Raw genomic sequence first — 19343 nt, 5'->3', positions numbered from 1 at the left:
TCTCGGCATGATCAACAAGTATGTCATCAGAGGCGTTTTGATTACGCTTTTCTTCGGCCTGGTTCACTTCGTGCTGATCCCTGTCCATGTGCCCAGACCTTCCTTCATTCCGGGCTTTGCGCCGCCGCCGGACATGTGGCCGCGTGTTGTCTCCCTGCTTGGTATGGGTATCGGCCTTTTTTCTATCGCGACGGCCGTGATGGAAAGCCGCCAGGCGACCGGGAAGACCGAACCCGTGCCGTGGCAATTGCAGTTGCGCGCCGAGACCCTGCTGCGGCTCGCACTGGTGGCGGCGGTCTTTGCCGGGTTTGCCTGGATGCTGCCGCGTCTGGGATTTCTGGGAAGTGCCATTCTTCTGGCCCTGGCAACCTTTTCCCTGACAGGTGGCTTCAGGTACCGGCTCCTGGCAACCCTGCTGGCCCTGATGCTTCCGGTCCTTTTGCAGCTGTTTTTTGCGAACGTGATGTACACGCCGTTCCCGGCGGGCAGCTGGGACGTGCTGCCGGCCCTGCGTTAGGCAAGGGCTGGCAGCCGGCAAGGCCGGAAAAACCAAAGTCAAAAACACAAAGCCTTGGATCAGGTTTCTTGCGTTCGGCCGAGCGCGGGACACCCGTGCCTCATCAACCACGGAAGACAGACCCATGTGGAATGACATTCTAATCGCCGTGAGTTCCGTCGCCACGTTTGCAAATGTGCTTGCAATGTGTGCGGGGATCCTGGCCGGCGTGGTCATCGGCGCCATTCCGGGCATGACCGGAACAATGGCGGTGACGCTCGCTCTGCCCTTCACCTTTTACATGCAACCGGTGACGAGCATCCTTCTCCTGGTTGCCCTTTACAAGGGCAGCACCTATGGCGCCTCCATATCGGCGATCCTGATCAAGACACCCGGAACGGCCTCTGCCGCCTGTACGATCCTTGACGGCTGGCCGCTCGCTCAACAGGGCAAGGCTGGAAAAGCGCTCAACATGGCGCTTGTGTCCTCCTGTATCGGCGACTTCATCTCCAACATCTCGCTGATCTTTCTGGCCGCACCGCTTGCCCTGCTGGCCCTGCGTGTCGGCCCGGCGGAGTATTTCATGCTGATGGCGTTTGCGCTGTGCATGGTGGCCTCGATATCCGGAAATTCTCTGCTGATGGGCATCATTTCCGCATGCCTCGGGCTTCTGCTGGCAACGGTCGGTGAAGACATCTACGGATCCTTCCGCTTTGCCATGACGGAGGACATGAAAGGCGGATTGTCGATTGCGCCGGTTCTGATCGGCCTGTTTGCGCTGCCTGAGCTGATCCGACTGATCGTGTTTCGGGACGGGCAGCAGGGCATGGCCATGAAGCTGGGCGACAATCACCTGACCCTGGCCGAAGTCCGGCGCGTCTTCAAGTCGATCATCCGCGGCAGCTTTATCGGTGTTGTGCTGGGGGCCATTCCCGGGATCGGCCCGTCAGCGGCGGCCTTCTTCTCTTACGGTGAAGCCCGCCGGTCTTCGCCGAACCGGGACAATTTCGGCAAGGGAGAGCTGGAGGGTATCGCGGCATCTGAATCGGCCAACAACGGCTGCTGTGGTTCCACCATGATCCCGTTGCTTGCTCTTGGTGTGCCCGGTGACGTCATCACAGGTGTGATGCTGGGTGCCTTCATGATCCAGGGACTGACGCCCGGTCCATTGCTCTTCCAGAACAATCTCAACGAAGTCTATATGCTGTTCATCGGCATGATGTTCTCATCGGTGCTTCTGTTCATCGCCGGCAAGCTGACTGTCCGGTATTTCTCCAGGATTGCCGCGATCCCGCAGGTGATCCTGGGACCGGTTGTGCTGATGCTGTGCATCTACGGCATCTACGCGATATCCAGCAATACCTTTGACGTGACCGTGCTCTTGATCATGGGCGGCGTCGGCTTTGTCATGATGCTCCTGGAGATACCTGCTGCGCCCTTCCTGATCGCGTTCATTCTCGGGCCGATGTTCGAGGACAACCTGCGCCGGGCCCTGGCCATCTCCAGAGGCGACCTGTCGATCTTCTTTCAATCGCCGATCTCCTGGCTCTTTGTCTGTCTGATCGTCTTTTTCCTGGCCCTGACCGTGCGTTGGGAGCTGCAAAAACTGAGGCAAAAGCGTGCTGAAAGCTAAGTCGTTCGTGCTGGACAGCAATCTGTCCCCCCTTGAAAGAACCAAGCAGATCCTGTCGGACCTCGTCAGCTTCGACACAACGAGCCACAAATCAAACCTTGAGTTGATCGACTTTGTTGTCGATTACCTGGATGCATTCGGCGTCTCGGCGACCATCCTGACGGATCAAACGGGAAAAAAGGCCAATCTCGTTGCCGCAATTGGTCCGCAGGACCGCCCGGGCATTGTCCTGTCAGGCCACACGGATGTTGTGCCGGCCCTGGAGGAGGGGTGGCGGACCCGGCCGTTCGAGCTCGTCGAGACGGCCGGTCGGCTCGTCGGCAGAGGCAGCTGCGACATGAAGGGGTTTGTTGCCTGCGTTTTGGCGATGGTACCGGAGTTCGTCGAAGCCCGGATCAACCGGCCAATCTGGATCTGTCTTTCTCACGATGAGGAGGTCGGATGTCTTGGGGCGCCGACCATCGCCTCCTGGCTGGCCAAGCGCACAGTGCCGCCTTTTCTGGCTATCGTCGGCGAGCCGACGGAGATGAGACTTGTCACGGGACAGAAAGGCAAGATCGCCATGCGGTGCCACGTCCATGGAACATCCGGTCACTCATCCTTTGCCCCCGATCATGTCAACGCCGTCGACTATGCCGCCCGGATCGTGTCGCTGATTGCCGCGCGCGCCGAACGGTTCAGGTGCGAAGGGCCCTTCGACCCGGATTTCACCGTCCCGCATTCAACCATGCTGGCAACCATGATCCAGGGTGGGGTCGCAACCAACATCACGCCAGAGAAGTGCAGTTTCACCTTCGAGATCCGCAGCCTGCCGGTCCACGATGCAAGGGCTGAGCTGGCCGAGCTGATGACCGAAGTGGCCGGGACGCTGGTTCCGGAGATGCAGGAAATCAATCCGGCAACCGGCGTCGTTTTTGAGGAGATCTTCTCCTACCCGGCGATGGGAGACGGGACGGATTCCATGGGCTTCCTGCTGTTTCGGGACATCATGCCCGATTGGTCGGGCAAGGTCTCCTATGGGTCGGAAGGCGGGGTGTTTGAACAGGTGGGCGGAATTCCCTCCATCATCGTCGGGCCGGGCTCGATTGCCCAGGCTCACAAGCCGGGCGAATTCATCGAGATCGAACAACTGGACAAGTGTCTCGGGTTCCTGCGCCAAATGACCGGCCGATTGAAACAGTCCAATTGAATTGGCGCCGGCCGATCTTTCTGTCGATACTTCCATGCGAAAAAGAACGCCCTTTCTTGAAAAGGGCGTTCAGGTGAGGTGGCTGCAGTCTTCTTCTTTTGTTGCTGGCTGATGTTTATTTGGCGAGCCACTCGTCGCGGATCTGTTCAAACCGGTTTTCCGCGGTCAGTTCCCGGATCGCTTCGTCAAGCTTGGCGACCAGGTCTTCTGCACCTGGAAAGTCCTTGCGGATGCCGATGACAAACCGCGAGGAGTTTTCCAGAAAGGGGAGTTCGACGACCGGCAAATCGAAACCGAGTTCATTGAGCTGGTGTTTCCCGATGGCATAAGGGCTGACGTGAAGATCAGACCGGTTGCTGTTGACCAGCTGGAACACGTTGGCGAGGTTGTCGACCTTGTAGACGGAATAGTCCTTGAGGTTTGATTCTCCCCAGCCGTTGCCGAGATAATCGACGATCTCGAACTTGCCGAAATCCTCCATGGCGCCAATCGCCTGAATTTCCCCGGCGCGCGGATTACCGGATGAATAGAAGGCGACGCGTTCCGGTCCCCAGACCTTTTCCTTGCCGAAAACGGCATATTCCTGGCGTTTGGCGGTGGCGACGGTGCAAAAGGCATCCAGCTGGCCTCTTTCCACCAGCTTCTGCGCCCGCGCCCAGGGATAACCGTGAAACTCGGGAGAGACGCCGTCGACCTTTTCAAAGATCGCCTTGATCGAGTCGACAAGAATGCCCTGAACGGCTTCGCCGCTCCCAAAGGTAATCGGGGGATAGGCTTCGTAATGTGCAAAGCGAACGGTTGTTTCTGCAGTCGCTCCCGTTGCCGTTGTCACGAAAATGCCGACTGTGCAAAGTCTCAGAAAGTGTCTGATTTTGGTCAGGTGCTTGTTCATTTGCTCTCCTCCAGACAGGGGCTGTCATAAGCCCATTGGACCAGCGCCCCTCTCGGGCCGACTGTGGTTTGACTTGGCTGATCTTCTGCAGGCAGAGCATTCAAAGGGCAGAGTGATCCTGCATTCCACGAGGCTTAAGTAAAAGCGTCATGGAACGACAACTGTTTTGAATAGCTTCTCTGCAGGATCGGGGAACAGTATCACGTGAAAATGTTAAGATAAAGTATAAAAGAATATATATACTACATCTATGTATGTATTAGTCAGTAAAATTGAAAAAAATGTCAATAATACTCAGTATTACTATTTGTTATCCGTGGCGCTGTTTCAGGGGGGCGGCGAGCAAGTTTTTGCCAGGGCATGTATCCATAAACAGAAGGACGCTGTCCAACGTCTTCGGCGGAACCCTTGGAATCCGGACAATCGACCACGCAGGTTGGCGATGCAAACCAGGTGCACATTCTTCGCCTTCGCGCCAATGTCGGTTTTTGGAAGAAGTATCGAACTTCGCTTTATGGGCCGACCCGATCGGCTTTGGCGACGAGGCGCTGCCAATTTCCAGGAGAAATGCCGTAGTTTGCTTTGAAACGCCGGGTCATGTGCGACTGGTCGCTGAAGCCGGCCGCAAGCGCGGCCTCTGACAAACTGCACCCACTTGCAATACCGGCGCGAGCCCGATCAAGTCGGCGCATCATCAAAAACCTGTACGGGCTTGTTCCATAGGCCTTGCGGAACTGGCGGGCCAGTGAATAGCGATCCTGCCCGGTCACGGCTTCAAGTTCGTCCGAGGTAACGGTCCGGTCGAGATTGGCCTCGAGAAACCTGCGTGCCCGATGGGTCGCGCTGAAGTCGATCAACGAATGGGCAGACCGATGTGCCGAAGGGTCATTTGCCAGCAGACCGTCCGCCAGAGCCATGGTGATTTCATCAAGCGCAATAGGCTCCAAGACAGAGTCCAGATCACCGAAGGCTGCATGAATGGCTCTCAATAACCTTGGGTCGCCGAAGACGGCATCCTTCACAAAGGGGAGCGCGCCGGCGGAAGGGCCGAGGGCCTCGCGCACCAGAGAGGGCTCGATGTAGAGCATCCGATAATGAAAGCCGTCTTCGGTTCCAGCCTCCCCGTTGTGGATCTCATCAGGGTGCAGAACCATGACCTGCCCTGGGGTGCTATCCGCGCGAGCTCCGCGGTAGTCGAAGCTTTGCACGCCTCTTATCGTGTAGCCGATGGAATACGTGTCGTGCCGATGTGGGGCGTAGGCCTCGCCAGAGAAGAAGGCTTCAATTCGCTGAATGCCGTATTGCCAAGGTGCAACGCGAACCCAGTCCAATGCGCACGATCGTTCAAGACCCGGTGTCGGATCTCGTGCTTCAACATCTCCAGGTATTGGCGTCGTTGAAATCGGATTTCTCCTTTGCAGCCGCGCGGACGCTTTGCACCAATCGAACCAGGTCAAATGCTGGTTTTCACAAGAAAAGGACACCGCAGATGAAAACAGTCAACCTCTCAGAAAAACTGAACCGCTTCTCAAGCCATTGGGATCCTCATGTAGTCGCCGATTACAACGACAATGACGTCATGGTCGTGAAATTCATTGGCGAATATGCATTTCACAAGCACGATACGACGGATGACTTCTTTTATGTGCTGGAAGGTGAAATGGAGATGGATATCGAGGGAGAGCCCTCGCGCACAGTTAAGGCCGGCGAACTCTTCATCGTGCCCAAGGGTGTTGTCCATCGGCCGAGAGCAGACAAGGAGGTCAAGGTGCTGCTGATCGAACCGAAGGGGGAACCAAACTCTGGCGATGCCGACAGGGAACCGGCTCCCAAGCCCCGAATCTGATCTGTGCTGTGGCAGGGAAACAGGCTTTAACTCTCGCGGCTGTCCGGCCGTGGCTGCGCGTTTTTGAGGTCACGGTCTAGCGTTTTCGGATCTGGAGTTGGCGATGTGCCGACTGTGCGCGCGAAAAAAACCGCCCGGTCGCAGAACCGGGCGGTTTGAGCCGGCAGGAGGGGCACCCTGTCCGACAGGTGGGCTGCGTTGCAGGTCGCAGCCCGGAGGCGTTTTGTCTTAGGTGACCGGGCTTAGGTGACTGGGGCGCGGTAGTCGTCGGAGGCGCTGGTGCCGGCCTTTTCGTGGGTCCAGTCGCACTTGCGGTAGGTGAAGGACCACTTGTCGGTGTCGCCGCGGGACGCGTTGGCTTCGTCATTGACGTCCGGCAGGATCGTCTTGCCTTCCACCAGAACCGCGTCTTCAAACTTGATCGTGTAGTAGTGTTCCTGAACACCTGAGGTCGAGGTGCGCCAGAACTGGACTTCGATTTCCAGGCTCTCGCCGGTGGCCAGGGCCTGCCACAGCAACGGCGTGGCCTTGTCGACCGGCTTCATGAAGGTGGTCGGCATGTGGCGGCGGGTGGCGATGATGGAACCGGACTGCGGGTCACGGGGCACGATGGCGTTCTGTTCGAAGGCATAGACGAGAGATTCGCCTTCATGGCCTTCCTGCCACAGGTTGCCGATGCTGTCGGCGGTGGTTGCGTCGGACGTCATGTCGCCCTGGGTTGCGCCCTTGATGGTGATGTAAGCGATGTTGGACATTTTGAAATCTCCTGGCTGGCTGTGCGTTCAGTGCGTGTCTGTTCTTGTTGTTGACTTCCGGGGCTCGTTGTCTGGAGCCGATGGGGAGAGAATTGCAACGGGTGTGCCAACTTGCGGAGTTTTCGTTATGTCATTGTTTTCGCGCCGGAAATTCTCTCACCAGCGAAAGTGTTAAAATATGGAACTGTGCAGTTTTCTGCACAGTCACCTCCGGACTGCGAAGAAACACGCGCAGGCAAAGTGTGACGAACATCACAAAACGGGTTTTCGGAGGGGCAAGTGAGGGGATGGCGGCGGAGTTTTTGCAGGATCGAGAGGTCGTATTGACGATCCACAGCCCTTGCATTGTGGTCGGGTGTGCAGGCTTGCTCCCACTAGACCGCCTCAAAAGCTGCCTTCGTAAAGGTTCAGACTTAACCACTGGTGTCACCCCGGCCGCAGCGCAGCGAAGAGCCGGGGCCCACTCGCTGCTCTGCTTGCTGAAGCGCAGGCATTCAAATTTCCGCGGATCCGCTCTGCGAGAGGATCAGGCTCTCTGGCAATGAGTAGGCCCCGGGTCTCGCATAGCTCGCCCGGGGTGACACTGAAGGGGCGGGCCAGTAGGCTGCGATACACTCAATGGGTGTGTCTTGACCTACTACATTTACATTCTCGCAAGCCGGTTGAACAGCACACTCTATGTTGGCGTCACCAATGACCTAGAAAGACGTGTCGAACAACATCGTAGCGGCGAGGCGGGAAGCTTCACGAGAAAACACGGTGTCGGGCGGCTCGTTTACGCAGAAGGATTCGAAGATATCAATGAAGCCATCGCGATGGAAAAGCGCCTGAAGAAATGGCGCAGGTCTTGGAAGGTCCAGTTGATCGAGAGATCGAATCCCTGTTGGCAAGATCTGTTGCCCCCTTAACCATCGGTGTCACCCCGGCCGCAGCGTAGCGGAGAGCCGGGGCCTACTCGCAAGGCCCCTTGCTGAAGCGCAAGGCATTCAAATTTTGCGGATCCGCTCTGCGAGAGGATCAGGCTCTCTGCAAACGAGTAGGCCCCGGGTCTCGCGCAGCTCGCCCGGGGTGACACTGGAGGAGACGGCGTGGCGAAGTGGGACCGGCAAAATCAGGCCGCTTTTCCGCTCTGATTTACGTGGTGCGGCCTTCGCACCTGTGTCACCCCGACCGCAGCGCAGCGGAGAGCCGGGGCCTACTCGCAGACCCGCTTGCTGAAACGCAGGCATTCAAATTTCTGCGGATCCGCTGTGCGAAGTGACCAGGCTCTCTGGCAACGAGTAGGCCCCGGGTCTCGCGAAGCTCGCCCCGGGTGACACGGGAGGGGGCGAGGGATTGGATCTGGGTTGAATGTTGCGTTGTTGGTCGCGCAATCAAAAAAGGCGGCCATTGGCCGCCTTTTCGTGTCTTGTGACCGGTTCTCTTAGTCGAGGCGCCCGCTGGCATGGGCCAGCATGGTGTAGACCTTGCCGGTGTCCGAGGTGAGGTAGGTCTGGCCGAGCATGTTGTCGCGGTCGTTGCGCGACACCTGGGCCAGAAGCTGCTCGAAATCGGCCACGTAGCGTTCCACCGCCGTGCGGAACTCAGGGTCGCGGGAATACTTCTGACGGATCTCGTCGAAAGTCTGCTGGCCCTGGAGTGTGTAGAGACGGCGGGTGAAGACGTGACGCTCGCCATTGCGGTAGCGGTTCCACAGATCGACGAAGGTCTCGTGATCGATGGCGCGGGCAATGTCGACCGACAGCGAGTTGAGGCTTTCCACCGTCTGCAGCGGTGTCCGGCTCATGTCGGTGTCCGAGCTGGCATCGTCGTCACGCGAGGCGCGGCGCAGCAGATCTGCCACCCAGCCCTTGCCACCGGATGTTCCACCGGTTGCGGCTGGTGCCGGCTGCTGGCGGCGCGGTTCGGCCGGCCGTGCCGGCTGAGGCTGCTGCTGCCGCGGCGGCTCGGCGGCGACCGGGGCTGCCGGTGCATAGCTTGCCGGAGCAGGTTGCGGAGCCGGCTGCTGCGGGGCAGGGGCCGCGCTTGCCGCTGCGTGCGCGGCAGGGCGGGAGATGTCCAGCGTGTTGGACTGCTTGGCAACGATCTCGGAGAGCTCCGTCAGCGCGCGGATCTGCTCGTTGACCACCTTGCGCAGGGCCGCGGAAGATTCTTCCGCCTCGTCCGGCAGGTTGAGGACACCCTGTTTCAGTTCGCTGCGGGTCGCTTCCAGTTCGCGGTGCACCTCGCGGGCGACATCGCGCATGCGGGTGGCCGCATCGTTGAAGCGTTCGGAAGCGTCTGTGACGGTGCGCGACATTTCCGACACGATGTCGTCCTGAGCCGAGCGGATGGCTTCGCGGGCCTTCTGACCCTCCATGCCGGCGGTCAGGCGCATCGATTCGAACTGCTCGGCCACCTGCTTGGTGGCAGCTTCCGCAGCCGCCGACAGCATGTTGGCAGCCTCGCGGGCCCGGTCGTCGGCCGATTCCAGCGTTTCCGACAGGGTGGAAGTGAAGGACCGCATGAGCGTGTCGACGGCCTCGGTCTTCGCCAGTAGCGTGTCGGCAACTTCCTCGATCGCCGTGCGGCGGTCAGCCACGCGGCCCTCGACGGAGCGGTTGGTGTCTTCCAGGTGACGGGCGGCCTTGGTCAGCTCTTCAGACTGATCGCCAAAGCGGTTGGTCAGGTTCTGGATATCCGCCAAGGTCGTGTCGGTGACATCGCGCAGGTTGGAGACCTGTTCGGAGATCAGCGTCGTGGTGGCATTTGTGTCCGTCACGGCGCGGTCGACCGCGGAGCGGAACTCGCCGGCCCGGCGGGCCAGGTTGCCTTCGACCTCGGTGAGGTTCTCGCCTGCCGTGGCAACAATGCCCTGCAGGTTGGCGTTGGAGGTCTCGATCTTGTTGAGGATCTCCGTGACGTCCGCTTCCAGGCGCTGCTTGGTGTCGCTGAGCAGGCTGGTCGCCTGTGCGCTGCGCTCATTGATGCTGGCGACGATGCGATCGCCGGCTTCGACCAGCGAACGGGTCGCGTCCAGGCCGGTATGCGCAAAGGTGTCGGTGACATCGCGGCCCTTGACGGTGATGGCGTCGAGGATGGCGGTGTGGACCTCGGAGAGGCGGCCGGTGAGATCATTGGCACGCATCTCGATGGCGCTGATGAGCTCGTTGCCGTCCGTGCCGACAATCTTGGCAAGCTCGCCGGAACGGGCCCCGAAGGCTTCGTTGAGGCTGGTTGCCTTTTCAAGCAGCTCGTTGGCAACTTCATTGCCGCGACCGACCAGAAGGTCTGCTGCCTCGGCCACCGCGCTGTTGACCCGGGCCCGGACCATGCCGGCTTCGCTCGACATCTGGCCGCGAATGTCTTCCAGCGTCTTGGCGAGGGTGATGCGGGCCTGTTCGCTTTCCGCCGACAGGTTGCCGGAGATCTCGGCGATGAGGCCGGCCAGCTCGTTGCGGACCTTTTCGCTTTCGCCGGTCAGGGAGCCGGTGAACTCGGCAAGGGTGCCTGCGTAAAGCGTGCGGGCCTTTTCGCTCTCTGCGCCCATGGCACGGGCGGCATCGCCGACCGCGCTCAGAACCAGATCGCGGATCTTGCCGCTTTCACCCGACATGGCGCCGGTTGCCTGCTGCATGGCGGCTGTGACCGTGTCGGCTGCCTTCTGGCTTTCGCCAACCAGGACGCCGCGGGCTTCGCCGACGGAGCCCAGCACGATCTGGCGCATACGGTCGCCTTCGCCGGTGAGCTTCTCGGTTGCCTGGGAGAGGGCGCCATCGACGATTTCGACCGTCTTGGTGCGCTCGTCCGCCAGCGTCTGGACGGCTGCCGTGACTGCTTCCTGAACCACGTCGCGCAGGCGGGTGCTTTCGGTGGAGAGTGTCGCTCCGGCTTCGGAGATGACAGCCGTGAGAATGTCGCGGGCGCGTTCGCTCTCGCCGGTGAGGGTGCCGGAAATGCTTTCCAGGCGCTCGTTCAGGATGGTTTCCAGCTGGGTTGCGCGGCTGTCGAGGGTCTCAGCGACCTCGAACACCTTGGCGCCGAGCGAGACATTGATCTCCGCGATCCGTTCGGACAGGGATTCCGTGAGCTCTTCGCTCTGCTTGCCTAGAACACTGCCGGCTTCCGCCAGGCGGTTGTCGAGGGCGGAGGTCATTTCGTCCTGGCCGTCGACAAAGGCCTTGGCGATTTCCTTGGTGCGGGAAATCAGGGTCTCGGAGATCTGGCGGGCCCGGGCGTCGAGGGTCTCGTCGATCCGGTCCGTACCGCTGGTCATGGACGCAGACAGGAGTTCCGCCTTCTCGGCCATGGACGTGGCAGCGCCGTCAACCCGTTCGGACAGCGTGTTGCCGATGTCCTCGGCCCGTTCGGCGAGGGTGTTGCCGGCAGCTTCGATGCGCTGACCGAGCTGCAGCGTGATGGCGTCGGAGCGGTCGGCCAGAACATCGGTGATGTTGCGGGTCTTTTCCTCCAGCGCATCGCTGATGCCGGTGGTGCGGTTCTCGATCGCGTCGGACAGGATCTGGGTGCGCGCCTCCAGCGTGGCCTCGAAGGCGGCCGTGCGCTGATCCAGCGTCAGATCCAGCGTGTTGATGTGGCTGCCGAGAGAGGCATCCATGGTGGAAATCCGCTCGCCAAGTGCCGTGTCCATCGTGGCGACCTTGTCGCTGAGCGAGGCATCCATGGTCGTGAAGCGCTGCTCCAGCGCCGTGTCCATGGTGGCGATCTTGTCGGCAAGCGAGGTGTCGATGTAACCGAGGCGCTGTTCCAGCGAGGTGTCCATCGTGCTGATGCGGTCGGTGAGCGTTGCATCCATCACGGTGAAACGCTGCTCGAGCGAGCTGTCGATGGTGCCCAGACGTTCGCCCAGGGTCGCATCGATTGCCGAATGACGCTGCTCGAGGGAAGCGTCCATGGCCGAGATGCGGTCACCAAGCGACGCGTCCATGGCGTCGACACGGGCCGCGAAGGTCGAATCGAGCGTGCCCAGGCGCGAATCCAGGGCTTCGGACAGCAGCAGGGTCTTGGTGTCGAACGCATCGATGAGCTGGCCGCCACGGTCGGTGACGATGGTTTCCAGTTCGGTGAGACGGGTCGACAGACCTTCCTGCAGGGCCTGGCCGCGGACTTCCAGCGTTTCGGCGATCTGGCCGCTGATCTGGTTGATGTCGCCGGCGACCCGGTCGCCGCGGCTGCCGATCAGTTCGGCCAGCTGGGTGCCGGTTTCGGCCAGTTTCAGGGTCAGGGCATTTGTCTGCTCGCCAAGGCCGGCGGCAAAGGAGCCCGAAACGCTTTCCAGGGTTTCGCGGAAGCCGACCGTCTGCTGTTCCAGGATCGTCGCCATCTCGTTGCTGCGGGCCGCCAGACGCTGGTCAAGCTCTGCGCCGTCGATGGAGATCGCGGTGTAGATGCGCTCGGAGATGTTGTCGAATTTCTCTGCCAGTTCGCCGCCGCGCACGGAGATGGTCTCGGTGAGGGAACCGGCGGTTTCGTCCAGCTTGGAGGCGATTTCGCCGCCACGCAAGGAGAGGTCGACCACGATGCTTTCGCCGGTGCCGCGCAGGATCTCGGCGACTTCGGTGGAGCGGCTCGACAGGGTCTCGACGATTTCCGCACCGCGGATCGAGATCGTGTCGGTGACCGTCTGGCCTTTCTCGGAAATGCTCTCGACAACCCGGTTGCCGGTTTCGGCCAGGGATTCATCCAGCGAGGTGACGCGGCTGTCGACAGTGGTGACCAGTTCCTCGGTGCGCGAGGTGATGGTGTCGATCAGGCGGCCGGAGGTCAGCGACAGGTTGGCGTTGATCTCTTCGCCGCGGGCCGTGATGGTGTCGCCAACGGTCGTGCCGGTGGTTTCCAGGGTGACACGGAACTCGTCCGCTTTCTCGCTCAAGGTGTTGATCACCGACGTGCTGGAAGAGGCGAGGGTGTCGTTGATTTCCGTGCTGCGCGCGGAAAGCGTTTCCACGAAGGTGTTGGCCGTGTCGGCGAAACGTGCATTGACGTCGTTGCCGCGGGCGGTGAGCGTCTCCCACATGGTGGCGCCGGTTTCCGCCAGGCTGTCGACCAGGTCGTTGCCGGTGGTGGACAGGCGCGCCACATAGTCTTCCGCGCGAACGGTGAGGCTGTCGACCAGTTCGTTGCCGGAGGCATTCAGCGTGGCGCCGAGAGACTCGATGCGGCTGTCGACGGTCGCGGTCAGTTCTTCCACGCGGCTGTTGACGGCGTCGATCATGCGCTGGGTGGCAAGATCGACATTGTTGCCGAGTTCACCGGACGTGCTGGAGAGCTGTGAGGCGAAGTTCTCGTGGGCACCGGCGATGGTCTCACGCACGCGCTCTGCGTTCATGACAATGGATTCACGCTGGCTGACCAGTTCCTCGATCAGGGCGCGGATCTTCAGTTCATTGTCATTATAGGAGCGCTCCAGCGAGGAGACCTCGTTGTGGACGAGCACTTCCAGCTCGCTGGCGCGGGCAATGGCGCGTTCGATGCCGTCGCCCATGGCGGCGACCTCGCGGCGGATGGCCTGGCCGACGCTCAGAATGCTTTCCTTGGCCATGTCTTCCGGCTCGGCCAGACGCAGGGCGACCTCCGTCATGCCGCGGGCGACGATACGCATTTCCTGCGCGCGCCAGATCATCATGGCCATGACAAAGAAGAAGATGATCGGCACGACGATACCGACAGCCGCCAGGATCATCTCCGGCGAGGACATAAGGGCCTGCGGATCGGTGAGGGACGTCACCTTGTCCGAGAAGGCGCTCATGAACAGGCTGCTGCCGAGTGCGGCCCAGACGGCGCTCAGGGCAAGAGCACCCCAGAAGGGCGCGGAAGAGGGACGGCGCTGCAAGGCGTAGATGAGGTTGCCGATATTGCGGCGATCATCATTGGCCGCCGGCGGGCGTCCGCCGCGGCCGCGACGACGCGCAGGGCGCTCCTCGCGCTGGTTGGTGTCGCGTGTGTCCGCCTGGGGCTGCTTTGCCGGCTCCGCTGCGCTCGTGTCTGTTGCAGGGGCCGATGCCGTTTCAGGGCCGCCGAAATCGAGTTTCAGGGCCTCTTCCACAGCAGACAGAGCCGCTTCCGCCGGATCTTTTGCCTTTGTCGGATTTGCCATTTAGGGTCGCCTCACATCCGTACTCATTACACACCGGTACCAAGCCAGACTGATTTTTCAGCCTGTTACAGTTGTCTACCGGATGCGTCCTCGTCGCGCGCCGCCCACCTGACAGCGTCGCAAAACCTGTACGTGGAGAGGGCCGCCGCTGACCGACCGCGAACTTTTCGTTCGACGGTTCTCTCCCCACCTTGCCGCATCAGTAACTGTAATGGCACAATCTCTCCTAACGAACAAGAAACGGCAATAGCGTGAGTCACTTAGGGGGCGGTCAGGATGCCAGAATCGAAGGCAGGCGACGCAGCGGAAGGAGCTGAAATCGCAGCTGTTGCCGATGCACTCAAGGCGAGTAAATTAACGGCGCCACAAAAGCGCTGGTTGAAAAAGGGGCTCGATCAGCCCGGCGGCAAGCTGCCTCTGTTCGACGATCAGGGACGGGAAATTCCGGCACGCACAATTCGCGCCTGTATCGAGGCAGGCTGGGCAGAGCCTTGGTTTTCCAACCCAATCAAGCCCGATTGGCTGGTTTGCAAGCTGACGCCTGCAGCAATCGAGGCTCTGACCGCAAGTCAAAAAAGCAAAAAAAGTTAACGCCGAATCAGATCATTAAAATTTTAGCGATTCAGGAAAACAGCGGAAATGCAAGGGCTTTTTGAATCCTGTTTTGATAGCTGCGTTAAAACACGTTAACCACGAATCGAATTTTTTGGGGACTTCTTCGTCAACGGGCAGTTTGTGAGATCGGTTTAACCGGGTGTTTGCGGATTGGAGATCACTCTAACGTGAGCCTGCGAATGCAACAGGGCGTCGGCAGGCATGCATGGTCAAGTTTGGAGTATCCCCATGGCCTCGTCTTCTTTGGCCCGTGTTGCCGGCCGGTCCGGTCCCGACGCACCGATCGATCTGGTGCAGCTGGCGGCGAACACACTGGGCAATCGCGATCTGGAAGTTCAGGTCCTTCATCTCTTCAAGTCGCAATCCTCCAGCACCCTGGAACGGCTCAACCGTGAAAGCGACGCGGGCATACGCCGGGACCTTGTCCATACGCTCAAGGGATCGGCGCGCGCCGTGGGGGCCGAACGTGTGGCGATCGTCTGCGAAGCGCTTGAGGGGCGCATGCGAGACAGGGCCGATGCGGATACGGATGGCCTTGCGGACGCGGTCGAGGAGGTCAATGCCTATATCCGCGACCTGCTGGACAGCTGATTTGCGTTGAATTCCCGACCCATTGCCGCACAGATACGGCACGGTCCTTGACCTTTTGCGTTTATTCTTTATTTCGGTCGTCTGAGAACCTCTGTTTCAAGGCTTGGACGCGACATATGCCGAAGATCACATTTGTAACCGCTGACGGAAACCAGACCGAAGTCGATGCCGCCGAAGGCTCGACGGTGATGGAAAACGCCATCAAGAACATGGTGCCGGGAATTGAAGCGGAATGCGGTGGCGCCTGCGCCTGCGCGACCTGCCACGTTTATGTCGACGACGCCTGGAAGGACAAGACCGGGTCGCCCGAGCCGATGGAAGAGGACATGCTCGACTTTGCCTATGACGTGAAGCCGACCTCGCGCCTGTCCTGCCAGATCAAGGTGAGCGGCGAGCTTGACGGTCTTGTCGTGCACGTGCCGGAACGCCAGGCTTAAATTCCAGGCAAACTGTCAACACATTCAGCCTCCTCCTGAGGAACGCGCTTGCGCGCATCTCGAAGGAAACCGCGCCCTTGGCGCGTCTTTACCAGAGAACTCAGACGCTTGACTGGTTTGTGCTCGCTGTCGCTCGTACTGACGCGCCGGGTTCCGGATCGGCGCGCAGCGCCGCTGCACTTGTCCGGATGGATGAGCTGAGCGTTTGGATGCAATCTGAAAGGGCGGCCCAGGGGCCGCCCTTTTTGCAATTGATCTCAATGGTCTGCGGCGAGCGCCGCCGGGTCACTCCGCGGGTTGGGCCGCCGGCTTGCGGAACCAGAAATCCACCTCGCGGCCTTCCTCCGGATTGCTCGGGATCAGGCTGGAGAGCGCCAGGCTGACCACGGCCATGCCGGCTCCGGCGAGGAACACGGCTGCCGGTGAGACCAGCCAGATCAGGCCGAACAGGGCCGGAATGAACACCGCCGCGATGTGGTTGATCGTGAAGGCGACACCTGCGGTCGGCGCGATGTCGGCCGGGTCGGCGATCTTCTGGAAATAGGTCTTGATCGCGATCGCGATGGCGAAGAACGCATGGTCGATCACATAAAGCGCGGCGGCCAGCGTTGCGTTGGTGACGAACGCATAGGTCACGAAGACACCCGCAAGCCCGATATATTCCAGGATCAGCGCCTTGCGCTCGCCGAAGCGGACGATGAGCTTGCCGATGCCCGGGGCCAGGACCAGGTTGAACACGCCGTTGAGAAAAAACAGCATGCCGACTTCATGAACTTCATAGCCGAAACGTTCGACCATCAGGAAGCCGGCAAAGACGGTGAAGATCTGGCGCCGGGCGCCGGCCATGAAGGTGAGGGCGTAATAGAGCCAGTAGCGCTTTTTCAGAATCAGCTTCTTGTGCTGCGGCACGCCTTCGCGGAAATGGGGATAGGCCATCATCAGGAAGGCCAGAACCACCAGGGTCAGTCCGCCGGCAATGGCGAAGACGGTCGCGAAGGAAAGGTCGAAGGCGGCCCACGCAACGACGACCAGGAAATAGACAATGAGCTGGCCAAACGCGCCGACCGAGATGATCTTGCCCATGCTGGCCGCGGCGGTTGCCTTTGGCAGCCATTGCAGCGACAGCGATTGGGCCATGGTCTCGTAATAATGAAAGCCGATCGACATGATCAGGGTGGTAATGTAAAAGCCCATCGCCGTCGGGAAATAGCCGGTGATGGCGACGCCGACACCCAAAAGCAGCAGCGACAGATAGGCAAGCGTCTGCTCGCGCATCAAGAGCAGCAGATAGATCGCCAGAAAACTCAGGAAACCGGGGATCTCGCGGATCGACTGCTGGATGCCGATTTCACGTCCGGTGAAATCCAGCTCCTGAACCGCGAAATTGTTCATCAGGTTCCACCACGCAGCAAACGACAGCTGCATGGCGCCTGCCATGATCATCAGGAGAACGGCTGGCGAGCGCCAGCCCTTGATCTCGTCCGGGTGGGCGTTTTGGGTAAAGTAGGTCATTCCGTAGCCAGATAAGAGAAACAGTCCGACAGCGCTGTGACCCGTTTTTAGGTCGAACGGCGCCTTGCGTGTTAGCGGTGTTTTGTCAGGATATGTCTCCGACCCGCCAAATTTTGAGTGGGTGGTTAAAGATCGGCGGTCTCCAAGCCGGCCAAATGTGTGTCTGCAACAAACAGTGTAAAGCGTGCTTTACTTTTGATCTTTGATGTGGAATGTAAAGGTCACTTTACATTTGTTCGTTTCAGGAGCCGACAATGACCCGGTTTGACCGTCTTTCCTTGCAATATGTCGCCGAGACGCTCGGGGCCACCGCCCTGTTTGTTGCGTCCAGTTTTTGGGCAAAGTCCTATCTGGACACCAGCGCGTCCGGTTTTTCGACGCATGTTCTGGTGTCCGGTCTTGCGACCCTGCCGATGCTTCTCGTGCTGTGGGCCCTGGTCAGATATTACCGCAAGGTGGACGAGCGTGAGCGGCTGATCATGGCCGTGGCCGGTTCGATCACCTTGCTGGTTGGTGTCCTGGCTGCCCTTTTCCTCGCAAAGCTGGAAGCGGTGCTGACGGTTGACCTCAACTATTTCGCCGCGTTTCTGTTTGTCATGTGGTCCGTTGCCACGGCTGGCGTTCGCTGGAAGATGTGATGCGGAACCATCTGAAAACCCTGAGGGGCGAACGTGGCTGGTCCCAGGCGGATCTCGCCGAACGGCTTGACGTGACGCGCCAGACCGTGATCGCGCTGGAGAAGGGCAGGTATGATCCCAGCCTGCCGCTTGCCTTTCGCATTTCACGCGTCTTTGGCCTTCCAATTGAACAGCTGTTTGACCCTGATGAAGACTGAGACCGGGTCTGAAGGCGGTCACACCGGTTCAAGGCGCTTTCCCTGGCATTGCCCCGGTTGAGCCTGAGCCGGTTGAAGGCGCCCAAAGGACAGGCGCACCGGGTGTTTTGCCCGGTTCAGCAACTGTGCAATCTGCAGGAAGGCGGCTATTATTCGCCCATGAGCATTCATCCCGAACTCTCGGAATTTCCGACCGAAGCCGTTCCCGGTCCGCTGATCGGCTATGCCAAGAGCCAGCCTGCGGGCATCGGACATAATGGCTGGCATTCCCACGATGCCGCGCAGCTCTTTCATGTGGTCAAGGGATCGATTGCGATCGATACCGAAATGGGCACGTTTTTCGCACCGCCCGAACGGGCCGTCTGGTTACCCTCGCGGTTGTCTCACCAGACCCGCTACCTGACCGACACCGAAATCCGCTACGTCTATGTGCAATTCGATCACACGCAGGACCTGCCGCAAACGCCGCAGGTGATCCAGGTCACCACCTTGCTACGGGCGCTGATCCTTGAATTCATGTCCTATCCGCGGGCGGCAAGCGTGGAAGGGCCTGCTGCCAGGATCGCGGCGGTGATCCTGGATCAGCTAAAGATGCTGCCGGCGGCGCCCTTGCAGCTGCCAATGCCGCAGGATCCCAAATTGCGGGCTCTGTGTGACGGGATTGTGCGCTGTCCCGCTCACATTCCCTCGTTAAGCGAGGCGGCCGCGCGCTGTACGACCTCCGTCAGGTCATTCGAACGGCGGATCAAGGCGGAAACCGGTCTCAGCTACCGCACCTGGTGCCGGCAGGTGAAACTGTTCCGGGCGCTGGAGCTGCTTGCGGCCGGCCGCAGCGTCTCAGACGTCTCTCACAAACTCGGGTATGAGGGGCCGAGCGCCTTTGTCGCCACCTTCAAGAAGGCCTTCGGCGTGACACCTGGCCGGTATTTTGGCGATGTGAGCGATTGATTTTTCTCATGGCGGTAAATTGTCAGCCGTCCCAAAAGAGGAAAGAACCACTTTTGGGAGACATCCAATGTTCAAGAAAGTCCTCGTTCCCGTGGATCCCGCCGAAGCCGGCTTTGCCGAAGATGCCTTGGCAAAGGCGTCCCAGATGGCGCGCGATTATGGCACCAAGGTCCACCTCCTGGCAGTCTGCCCGGAAGTTCAGAGCTTTGTCGCCAGCCAGTTGCCGGAGGGCTGGCAGGAACGCGAGTTCCAGGAAACCGCACAAATCCTCGACAAGATCGCGGCCGGCCTCGATGCACCGGAGGGCGCCGTCGATGTGGCCGTCCGCATGGGCTCGGTCTACCACGAAGTGATCGAGGAAGCAGAGCGGACCGCCTGTGACCTGGTTCTCATGACCTCGCACAAACCGGGCCTGTCGACCTATTTCGTCGGATCGAACGCAGCCCATATTGTCCGGCATGCGCCGTGTTCGGTGCTCGTGCTGCGCGGAAGCTGACG

Annotated in this window: 17 protein-coding genes; 12 read left to right on the top strand and 5 right to left on the bottom strand. The window is 60.1% G+C overall.

From position 1 onward, the window contains the following. Positions 1-7: 7 nt before the first annotated feature. From CHH27_RS10245 to argE, 3 genes are all read left to right on the top strand, one after another. A complete protein-coding gene (locus tag CHH27_RS10245) occupies positions 8-517 on the top strand; it encodes a tripartite tricarboxylate transporter TctB family protein (protein WP_094071498.1) in 510 nt (169 codons plus the stop codon). Positions 518-641: 124 nt separating this feature from the next. Further along, a complete protein-coding gene (locus tag CHH27_RS10240) occupies positions 642-2129 on the top strand; it encodes a tripartite tricarboxylate transporter permease (protein ID WP_094071497.1) in 1488 nt (495 codons plus the stop codon). Further along, positions 2116-3318 carry an acetylornithine deacetylase gene (argE, locus tag CHH27_RS10235; protein ID WP_247646211.1) on the top strand — a complete coding sequence of 401 codons (1203 nt, stop codon included), beginning with the start codon at positions 2116-2118 and terminating at the stop codon, positions 3316-3318. The genes CHH27_RS10240 and argE overlap by 14 nt, the downstream gene beginning before the upstream one ends. 115 nt (positions 3319-3433) lie before the next feature. On the opposite strand, the gene CHH27_RS10230 is transcribed toward argE, so the two are convergent. Further along, positions 3434-4210 (bottom strand): ABC transporter substrate-binding protein, encoded by a 777-nt coding sequence (locus CHH27_RS10230; RefSeq protein WP_094071495.1) that lies wholly within the window; start codon positions 4208-4210, stop codon positions 3434-3436. Between the two features lie 512 nt (positions 4211-4722). Next, positions 4723-5667, bottom strand: a complete 945-nt coding sequence (locus CHH27_RS10225; protein WP_247646210.1) for an AraC family transcriptional regulator — start codon at positions 5665-5667, stop codon at positions 4723-4725. A 32-nt stretch (positions 5668-5699) separates the two neighbouring features. Between CHH27_RS10225 and CHH27_RS10220 the strand changes: the two genes are divergently transcribed. Continuing rightward, on the top strand, positions 5700-6056 hold the full coding sequence (locus CHH27_RS10220; protein WP_094071494.1) for a cupin domain-containing protein: 357 nt from the start codon (positions 5700-5702) through the stop codon (positions 6054-6056). A 242-nt stretch (positions 6057-6298) separates the two neighbouring features. On the opposite strand, the gene CHH27_RS10215 is transcribed toward CHH27_RS10220, so the two are convergent. Next, positions 6299-6811 (bottom strand): Hcp family type VI secretion system effector, encoded by a 513-nt coding sequence (locus CHH27_RS10215; protein ID WP_094071493.1) that lies wholly within the window; start codon positions 6809-6811, stop codon positions 6299-6301. A 629-nt stretch (positions 6812-7440) separates the two neighbouring features. Between CHH27_RS10215 and CHH27_RS10210 the strand changes: the two genes are divergently transcribed. Further along, complete coding sequence (locus CHH27_RS10210; protein WP_094071492.1) at positions 7441-7719, top strand: GIY-YIG nuclease family protein; 279 nt, start codon at positions 7441-7443, stop codon at positions 7717-7719. Positions 7720-8234: 515 nt separating this feature from the next. On the opposite strand, the gene CHH27_RS10205 is transcribed toward CHH27_RS10210, so the two are convergent. Next, on the bottom strand, positions 8235-13907 hold the full coding sequence (locus CHH27_RS10205) for an antitoxin (protein WP_094071491.1): 5673 nt from the start codon (positions 13905-13907) through the stop codon (positions 8235-8237). Positions 13908-14183: 276 nt separating this feature from the next. On the opposite strand from CHH27_RS10205, the gene CHH27_RS10200 reads away from it, so the two are divergent. From CHH27_RS10200 to CHH27_RS10190, 3 genes are all read left to right on the top strand, one after another. Then, positions 14184-14498: a hypothetical protein gene (locus CHH27_RS10200; RefSeq protein ID WP_094071490.1), complete on the top strand. Its 315-nt coding sequence runs from the start codon at positions 14184-14186 to the stop codon at positions 14496-14498. 252 nt (positions 14499-14750) lie between these two features. Next, a complete protein-coding gene (locus CHH27_RS10195; protein WP_208988782.1) occupies positions 14751-15113 on the top strand; it encodes an Hpt domain-containing protein in 363 nt (120 codons plus the stop codon). Between the two features lie 116 nt (positions 15114-15229). Continuing rightward, positions 15230-15550 (top strand): 2Fe-2S iron-sulfur cluster-binding protein, encoded by a 321-nt coding sequence (locus CHH27_RS10190; protein ID WP_094071489.1) that lies wholly within the window; start codon positions 15230-15232, stop codon positions 15548-15550. 285 nt (positions 15551-15835) lie between these two features. On the opposite strand, the gene CHH27_RS10185 is transcribed toward CHH27_RS10190, so the two are convergent. Beyond that, positions 15836-17062 (bottom strand): MFS transporter, encoded by a 1227-nt coding sequence (locus tag CHH27_RS10185; RefSeq protein WP_094071488.1) that lies wholly within the window; start codon positions 17060-17062, stop codon positions 15836-15838. Positions 17063-17316: 254 nt separating this feature from the next. Between CHH27_RS10185 and CHH27_RS10180 the strand changes: the two genes are divergently transcribed. The 4 genes from CHH27_RS10180 (at position 17317) to CHH27_RS10165 (ending at position 19341) form a co-directional block, all read left to right on the top strand. Further along, positions 17317-17700: a hypothetical protein gene (locus tag CHH27_RS10180; protein WP_094071487.1), complete on the top strand. Its 384-nt coding sequence runs from the start codon at positions 17317-17319 to the stop codon at positions 17698-17700. Beyond that, a complete protein-coding gene (locus CHH27_RS10175; protein WP_094071486.1) occupies positions 17700-17897 on the top strand; it encodes a helix-turn-helix transcriptional regulator in 198 nt (65 codons plus the stop codon). The genes CHH27_RS10180 and CHH27_RS10175 overlap by 1 nt, the downstream gene beginning before the upstream one ends. 159 nt (positions 17898-18056) lie before the next feature. Continuing rightward, positions 18057-18845, top strand: coding sequence for a helix-turn-helix domain-containing protein (locus tag CHH27_RS10170; RefSeq protein WP_094074652.1), 789 nt, complete (start codon positions 18057-18059; stop codon positions 18843-18845). Between the two features lie 67 nt (positions 18846-18912). Next, positions 18913-19341, top strand: a complete 429-nt coding sequence (locus CHH27_RS10165) for a universal stress protein (RefSeq protein ID WP_094071485.1) — start codon at positions 18913-18915, stop codon at positions 19339-19341. Positions 19342-19343: the final 2 nt, after the last annotated feature.

Origin of the sequence: Labrenzia sp. VG12, assembly GCF_002237595.1 — a bacterium.
GTDB lineage: Bacteria > Pseudomonadota > Alphaproteobacteria > Rhizobiales > Stappiaceae > Roseibium.
This window is presented reverse-complemented; position numbering and strand designations above follow the sequence as displayed.

What these genes read in the sequence shown, in the direction of transcription:
- CHH27_RS10195 (WP_208988782.1), top strand. Translation starts at nt 14,751, where the DNA reads ATGGCCTCGTCTTCTTTGGCCCGTGTTGCCGGCCGGTCCGGTCCCGAC.
- CHH27_RS10175 (WP_094071486.1), top strand. Translation starts at nt 17,700, where the DNA reads ATGCGGAACCATCTGAAAACCCTGAGGGGCGAACGTGGCTGGTCCCAG.
- CHH27_RS10205 (WP_094071491.1), bottom strand. Translation starts at nt 13,907, where the DNA reads ATGGCAAATCCGACAAAGGCAAAAGATCCGGCGGAAGCGGCTCTGTCT.
- CHH27_RS10200 (WP_094071490.1), top strand. Translation starts at nt 14,184, where the DNA reads ATGCCAGAATCGAAGGCAGGCGACGCAGCGGAAGGAGCTGAAATCGCA.
- CHH27_RS10170 (WP_094074652.1), top strand. Translation starts at nt 18,057, where the DNA reads ATGAGCATTCATCCCGAACTCTCGGAATTTCCGACCGAAGCCGTTCCC.
- CHH27_RS10190 (WP_094071489.1), top strand. Translation starts at nt 15,230, where the DNA reads ATGCCGAAGATCACATTTGTAACCGCTGACGGAAACCAGACCGAAGTC.
- CHH27_RS10180 (WP_094071487.1), top strand. Translation starts at nt 17,317, where the DNA reads ATGACCCGGTTTGACCGTCTTTCCTTGCAATATGTCGCCGAGACGCTC.
- CHH27_RS10185 (WP_094071488.1), bottom strand. Translation starts at nt 17,062, where the DNA reads ATGACCTACTTTACCCAAAACGCCCACCCGGACGAGATCAAGGGCTGG.
- CHH27_RS10215 (WP_094071493.1), bottom strand. Translation starts at nt 6,811, where the DNA reads ATGTCCAACATCGCTTACATCACCATCAAGGGCGCAACCCAGGGCGAC.
- CHH27_RS10230 (WP_094071495.1), bottom strand. Translation starts at nt 4,210, where the DNA reads ATGAACAAGCACCTGACCAAAATCAGACACTTTCTGAGACTTTGCACA.
- CHH27_RS10165 (WP_094071485.1), top strand. Translation starts at nt 18,913, where the DNA reads ATGTTCAAGAAAGTCCTCGTTCCCGTGGATCCCGCCGAAGCCGGCTTT.
- CHH27_RS10220 (WP_094071494.1), top strand. Translation starts at nt 5,700, where the DNA reads ATGAAAACAGTCAACCTCTCAGAAAAACTGAACCGCTTCTCAAGCCAT.
- CHH27_RS10240 (WP_094071497.1), top strand. Translation starts at nt 642, where the DNA reads ATGTGGAATGACATTCTAATCGCCGTGAGTTCCGTCGCCACGTTTGCA.
- CHH27_RS10245 (WP_094071498.1), top strand. Translation starts at nt 8, where the DNA reads ATGATCAACAAGTATGTCATCAGAGGCGTTTTGATTACGCTTTTCTTC.